Annotated in this window: 4 protein-coding genes and 1 pseudogene; 4 read left to right on the top strand and 1 reads right to left on the bottom strand. The window is 53.7% G+C overall.

Going from position 1 to position 6,995, the window contains the following annotated elements:
* Nucleotides 1–80: 80 nt before the first annotated feature.
* Nucleotides 81–377 (bottom strand): annotated as a pseudogene (locus HKK80_RS11415) (IS5/IS1182 family transposase); the annotation flags it as partial.
* A gap of 238 nt (nt 378–615) precedes the next feature.
* Between HKK80_RS11415 and HKK80_RS11410 the strand changes: the two are divergent.
* The 4 genes from HKK80_RS11410 (at nt 616) to HKK80_RS11395 (ending at nt 6,937) form a co-directional block, all read left to right on the top strand.
* A complete protein-coding gene (locus tag HKK80_RS11410; RefSeq protein ID WP_411799724.1) occupies nt 616–4,074 on the top strand; it encodes a choice-of-anchor L domain-containing protein in 3,459 nt (1,152 codons plus the stop codon).
* On the top strand, nt 4,074–5,753 hold the full coding sequence (locus tag HKK80_RS11405; RefSeq protein WP_411799723.1) for a hypothetical protein: 1,680 nt from the start codon (nt 4,074–4,076) through the stop codon (nt 5,751–5,753). Before HKK80_RS11410 ends, HKK80_RS11405 begins: the two co-directional genes overlap by 1 nt.
* Before the next feature lie 483 nt (nt 5,754–6,236).
* Nucleotides 6,237–6,494, top strand: coding sequence for an AbrB family transcriptional regulator (locus HKK80_RS11400; protein ID WP_411799722.1), 258 nt, complete (start codon nt 6,237–6,239; stop codon nt 6,492–6,494).
* Entirely contained in the window at nt 6,494–6,937 is a 444-nt protein-coding gene (locus tag HKK80_RS11395) for a type II toxin-antitoxin system VapC family toxin (protein ID WP_411799721.1), read from the top strand. The genes HKK80_RS11400 and HKK80_RS11395 overlap by 1 nt, the downstream gene beginning before the upstream one ends.
* The last annotated feature ends 58 nt before the right edge of the window (nt 6,938–6,995 follow it).

The following is a 6,995-nucleotide window of genomic DNA, read 5'->3' as shown; positions in this document are numbered from 1 at the left end:
TGCTCAATCTCCTTTCGACGTGAGCGCTCCATTACTCCTCTATCAAGCTTAGCTAACAAAACTTTTCGTACTCATTATTCGCCGAGAAACGCACGCCACGTTTTAGTCGAGATTCGTTCAAACCACGTGCGGAGAACAGTGTAGTGTGGAAGTCTGGTGAGGCCAATCTCAGCAAGCACGTTGGGCATTTCACTGAGCAAATCCACCGCGACGCGGTATGATTTGCCCAGTTCGATACGAAGTGCATGCAGCGTGAGCATCGCCCACTCGGCGAACCCGCCACCCCTTTCGGGGTCGGCGGGTTCGTCCGGATCAGCGACAACTGCTTTAGCTTTCGCCGCCGTAACACGGGTGAAGAGACGGATTTCCGAAGTCACAATACTCCATCTCTTCGTTTTCTATCGAGATAACGAGGCTGTTGCTGCTGCGTCTAGCGAAACTACAGAGCCGAATTCTCTCGTTGGTAGCCGATCGCTTCTCTTGATTATTTTCGGGTAAATATATCACAAAATAGACAAAATGATATTCAGATATGATTTATTATAAATGTAACGAAATTAAAATGAAGGAAAATAATTAAGTATTAGTATAATTATCAGCTTAGACGATCGTACGATGCCTGATAACGACAATAACGAACAAGTAACCAACTGGTGGATTAATCGAAGAGAATTCATCGGATCATCGGTTGCATCTGGTGCTTTCTTTTCGATCGGTGGTGCTTCGTCTGTCGCCGGTCAAGAGGATCGTCCCGGTGAAACACTGTTCACAACAGCCTCGTTTTCAGAAGACAAAATCGACAGCTTTGTTCAGACGTTTGCTACGCCGGAATTCTATAATAACGTTACAAACGTTGAATATTTAGGGGAAACACCCCAATTATCGGCGTTTGCAAAATCGATGCAGGAGTTTCCACAGGACGGAAACTCTCATCTCGTTTTAAGCAGCGGCAACGCGTCTGAAGCCGATAATCCACCAAGCAATTTTGCAAGTACCAACGTTAACGGACGGAGTATACAGAACTACTCACCCGACAACTATGACGCAAATGACGTAGCAGAAATCCGTATTGATTTTACAATCCCAGCAGGTGCTGAAGGGATCAAATTTGAGTATCAGTTTGGAAGCGATGAGCCTCCAACATATACCGACAGCCAGTTCCAAGACTTTTTTGAGGCGATTCTGATTCTTCCTAACGGCACCAAAACGAATATCGGGACTCTTCCGAACGGTGATCCTGTCACTGTCAGTAATGCCATTGAGTATTCTAATGAGCCTGGCGGTGGATCACAGAGTCCAACCCCCCCACTTCCAGAACCACAAGATATCACGTACAACGCGGTGACAGAGTTGCTGACGGCGGAGCGATCACTTGGCGGTTTCCAAGGAGAAACGGCACGGCTCATCGTTCGGGTCGCGGATGCATCCGACGGTGTCTTCGATAGTGCTGTCCTTCTTGATAACCTCCGATTCGCTGGCGATATCGACGGCGGGACAGGACCAGTTGAACAGGCTTTGAATACACACCGAGATGCGGTTCGGGATTCACTTGAGGAAGCGATCCGGCTTGAGGCACAGGCTGCTGCTGACGTATATAATGAACACGGATCAGTGTATGCCGACAAGTTTGTGAACTATTTGGGATATCAAGCTGGTGTCGTTGATCCAGCAACGTTGGATGATGAGTTCCGTGACACACTTGAACAGACAAAAACGGAGACGGACGGTGATGACACCGACCGATTCGCCACACTGTACAGTTTCTACGATGAACTCTACTCGCAGGCTGCAGCGGTTCCGGAGAGTGAGCGTCAAGAACTGTTCGAGCAGTACATGCTGGGCACTCATCCGGAGCAAGAGAACTATCTCACGTACGGTGGGTTAACGCCAGCCGAAGCGTTTGAAACGTACGAACAGGAGGTGTTCCCCGAGTACAAGGAGTCGTTCCTTACAGATCTTACTGACGGCGATTTCACCAATCAAGAGCGTCAAGAAATTATTTCGTTTATTAATGCGCGGACGAGTGAAATCGAAAGCGCGCTTGGCCAGTCTGAACGTCAGGCTGAGGAGACTGTTAATGCCCTTATTGGTGACAGTGCGGTCACCGGCAAAACGTTCAGCGTTGAGGTCGCTGAAACTGGTGCGGAAAACACGGTTGAGGATCAACTGCTTGGGACAGCCGTTGTCTCGATCGGGGTTATTGCATTGAAAGCGATTAAGGCGAGCTACGTGGCAGCAAAGAGCTACAAACTTCTTGCGAGTGCGGCGAAAGGGTACAAGATCGTCAAAGTCGCCAAAGCAAGTAAGATCGCTAAAGGGCTTGCCTCCGGAACGAAGTCTGCATTACACGGTGTTCACGCGATCAATTCGGCACTTCCAACTCTCAGCTTGAAAGCATCGGGGGCAGTAACGACGAAGTCTGGGATTCTACAAAACTCCGCATACATTGGTTCAAACTTGGCCAAAGCAGAAGTCTGGGAGGCGGTTGTCGGCGGTGTGCCTGACGTAACTAGTGGTCTTGAGGGTGTTGCCGCATGGGGCGTCAACCAAGTGGTAGACGAGGAGGATTACAAACTCATCGAACAGGAGGGGGTTTCCCCACAGGTTTGTTTACAGCTGTCTCGACGACGGGCAGAGATCACTGACCTCGAAGTCTCCGATCTCAACATTACTGACGCGCTTAATCTCCCTGTGATCGGTGACGGGCCGATATACCGATACGATGACGGCTGGAATGGGGTCGAAACTGGATCTATCACCATCCGCAACACTGGGCTTGAACCGTTTACCCCGACCCCGGAGCTAACGATCGAGGCACGCAACACGCCGCCAAACGGTAAGGATAATGCAACCGAGTTCCCGGCTGTTCTTAATGAACCTGTTCCGCGGCTCGAACCGGGTGAAGAACGCACACTTGAGTTCCAGTATGCGGCACCACTGAGTGTCCTCGGCAGCGATCAGTATCGGCTTGTTGCCGAGCTGTACAACTCCGAGGATGAACTGACCGAGGAGTTCGAAACGGGTGTGTTGGATTTCGACTTTGGGGAGTCATTCGACGTACTGTCGGGTGTTCTTGGATCCGGTGAGACCGCCCAAGAAGTCCACACACCTGCCGATGATACGAACAACGTCACCTACGATCTCAACTACGAGTCTTCGGATCTCGATCTACATATCACCGATAACCAAGGTAACCACACAGGTCTCAATTACGCAACCTACGAGTTCGAAAACGAGATCCCGAACTGTACACACTCGGGCGACGATGGTGGGACTATTGGCAACGAGTATGCAACGATTGAGGATATTCAGTCGAGCGAATATACTGTTGAAGCGATTTCGAAGGAGTTTGGCACCGTTATTCAGTCACAGGATGGTGATGCGACAGCAATCAGCACCAGCGACCAAGCAGGAAGCGGCGTCGATAGCGAGTTCACCATCGATACAACCGAAGTCTCGGCGGCTGAGTTGGAGTCGACAGTTTCACTCTCCTCAACCTCGGCGACGCTGTACAAGGGTTCGGAGGCAACTGTCAGCACTGACACAACCGTTGATGAGGCAAAAGGAACCGATTCACTTCTTGGGATTACGATCTCGGTCGGTGAGTTAACAGCTGCATCCGGAGATGGCGTGATTCCTGCTGAGAATGTCTCGATCGAGATGAACAACTTCGATCTCGAAGCGGGTGACAGCACATCCGTCGGACTCACGGTTGCGATCCCATCGTCGCTTGCAGCCGGCACCTACACCGCGACGATGGAAGCAACGGCAAATGATGGTGAAACGACGGACACCGGACAGTTAGTTGTTAACGTCCTGCCTGAAGGGCCGGATGTGACAATCGGCGATGGCCAGAACCCGCCGCAGGATCTCAACGGCGACGGGTTGTATGAGGATGTTAGTGGTGATGGAACTCTCAGTCAAGCTGATGTCCAGCTCCTCTATGAGAATCTTCAGAGCGATGCTGTTCAGAACCATCCGAAGGCATTCAACTTCTCCGGGACTGATCCTCAGAGTGTGACCACCGATGACGTGCAAGCACTCTTTGCGGCACTCACGGGTGGTGATAACTGATGTCTACCGCTCGGTGGCCGCGAACCGTCGGTGTTGGTCTCCTGTTGGTGGTGTTGCTTGCGACGGCCGCTGGTGCTGCGGCACCGGCCGGCGGCTCGGTTTCGGCGTCGGATGCGGGCAGTATCGATATCGGCGTTGATGCCCCGGAGACCGTGCCAACTGATCAGTCCGCGACGGCGACTGTTACCGCCAGCGGTGCGACCGGTGGAGTCGATGTGTTTGAACTGACTCTGGCTGCTTCGGGCTCGGAGGCAACGCTTGAGGATGTCTCGGTGCTCACCGACGGTACTGCCGGGCCGTTGACTGACATTCAGTATGGGCCAAATGATCAAACTGTGACTGTCCGTGTGACGACGCTCGATGCAACCTATGAGAACGCATCGACCATCTCCTTGTTCGATGCCGATGTTTCGAACGGCGAAAACGGAACGGTTGATCTTGCGGTCACCGGTGTTTCAACGGTTCAGGATGCGAGCCTTGAACCGTATACGATCGGTCAGACCAGCGGTACTCAGATCGAGTTCACCGGCGACACACAGGCTCCGACCGACTCGATCGATATCCCGAACAAGACACTCCCGGCTGACGGCGGTACGATAACGGTGAGCAACCAGAGTGCGGATGCGTATCTTCAGTTGGATACCTCCGAGCTCCCAGAGGGCTGGACGGTCAGCGATCCACAACCGATCGGCTTTGCGTTCACACAAAATGAGTCGACATGGCTGTATCCGGTTCCGGGAACGGTCAGTCTCAACATCACGCCTGCCAATGAGAGTGTGGCACAGTCGGGTACAATAACTGCGACTGTCGACGATATCGAGAATCAGGATACATTCACCGTAACGATCGGTGACGGTGGCTCCGATGACGGCCCACCAGCGAGTACGCCTGTTCCGGAGGATGTGGCTCAACCAGCTGTTGTCAACGCCGTGATCACAGCCGGCCCCGATTCCGAACTCGACACGCTTGATATCCTTGATGGCTACGCGGACTATCTTGAGACCGGTGCTGTCAACGGGACAGAGGTCGAAACCGGGCTCACGCTGCTCGATCTCTACTCGTGGCGACTCGATAACCCTGGTGTTGAGGTCGGGCCGGTTGATCCTGATGGTGGCACCGATGAGGAGCCAGACGACATCATCGGGGGCCCGGATGATGGTAACGAGACGGATGATGAGTTGCCTGATGGTAACGAGACGGACGATGGCGGTAACGAGACCGATGACGATGCGCCGGACGACCCTGATGCAGATGAGCCGACGGCTGCGAGTCCGCTTACGATCGAACAAACCCTCGGTGCGGCCGATGCGGATAACTCAATCAACGCGATCGCCGTTGCGCATGGCCTCACAAACGGCTCGGCTCCGGTCAACCTCTCGGAGATGACATGGACGGTGACAACGCCGGATGGGACAACGACGCTTGACTACGATGATGTGCAGGCACAGTCTGCTGCCGGAACCAGCGAACCGCCGTTGTTGGAGAGCTCAGGAGACGTTATTCAAGTCTCCTTCGGGCTTGAGCTGAACGGTCTCCCACCGCTGGAGGCCGGCGAGGACGTAACCATCGAGGCCAACCCGCCGGCTCTCGACGATGATGGCGGGACGCCTACCGAGTCGGTGAGCGTTACCGGGACGACGCCTTCGAGTATCCAGTCCGGGGAATCCTACGTCTTGTAACTGCTCCCCTGCGACCGCTGTTTCTTCGCACGCGCACGATAACTTAGTCAATTCCTACGGTATCGACACACACGCTCATCCGTACAGGATGTTGTCGATGTCGTCCTCGTCTGTCTCGACATCTGATGCGATCCGGCCCTTGTTGAAATGCTGAAGTTCCGCCTCGCTCAGGCGTTTGGGTTAGCCCGGATGGATTACAACATTTATTATATTGAAACCCACTCTGAGGGGGTCTGGCAGTGTCGCTGGGATCGTCATTAAAATCCCCATACGCAACGCATACACTTCTATCCGCCACCGGCTGCAGACTCGACGGCTGCGGTTCCAGATCAGCCACCCGACCACCATCCATCGGCGATCGTGACCCGGACGCTTGCAAATATTCGGGATCGAATCAAAGACCTCTGGGACTGACTTCGTTGAGACGGTGAGCATCGCCAATTGGCCGCCCAATTTATTGCACTCGGAGTGCAACAACTGCGTATGTCAAGTGACTCAGACCCACGCGTGGAGGCAGAATCCACGATCAACGACAGCTATGGAACGACGATCCCAGCACCGATTCGGCACGCACTTGATGACGCGCTTGCGCCGGGAGATACCGTTCGGTGGGTGCTCTCGGATGGAGAACTGTCAGTCGAGGTCATTCACGAGGAGTACGGTGCGTTCGAAGACACCGAACCGTTCGACGGGCCGGCATGGGAGAGCGACGCTGCTGCTGAGAGTGCCTGGAGCGAGTGATGCAGGTGGTTTGTCTTGATTCGAATATTGTTCTCGCCGCGCGAAATGCGAATGCGACGCGTCACGACGACGCGACGGCGATATTCAGCGGGATCGATACCGGGGAGTTGCCCCGTGGGAGACTGATAAACTACGTTGTCCCCGAAATTCTCCATCCGCTCCAGAAACGTATCAGCAAGGCGGCTGCATCCGAAACCCTCGACCGTCTACAATCGAGTCGTGGCTTTGAGTTTGTCCACGTCTCGAACGCCGTTCACCTGTACGGCGAACAGTTGTTTCGAACCTATGCGGCGTCATCAGGGCCAGAGTGGGTCGATTCGATCCTGGCTGCGTACATGCAGCACGAAGATATCGAATACATCTACTCGTTTGACGATGACTTCGACGTGTTTGATGATGTGACCCGACTCACGACCGCGACAAACCCATTCACGCTAGATTGATTTGTGACGCACGGACGGTGATTGATGAGATGGTTGCGGAGGGATGGTACTGTTCGCC

The sequence above is a fragment of the Halonotius sp. F2-221B genome (assembly GCF_046719765.1).
Classification (GTDB): domain Archaea; phylum Halobacteriota; class Halobacteria; order Halobacteriales; family Haloferacaceae; genus Halonotius.
The sequence above is the reverse complement of the archived record's forward strand: the minus strand, read 5'-3'. Positions and strand labels throughout refer to the sequence as shown.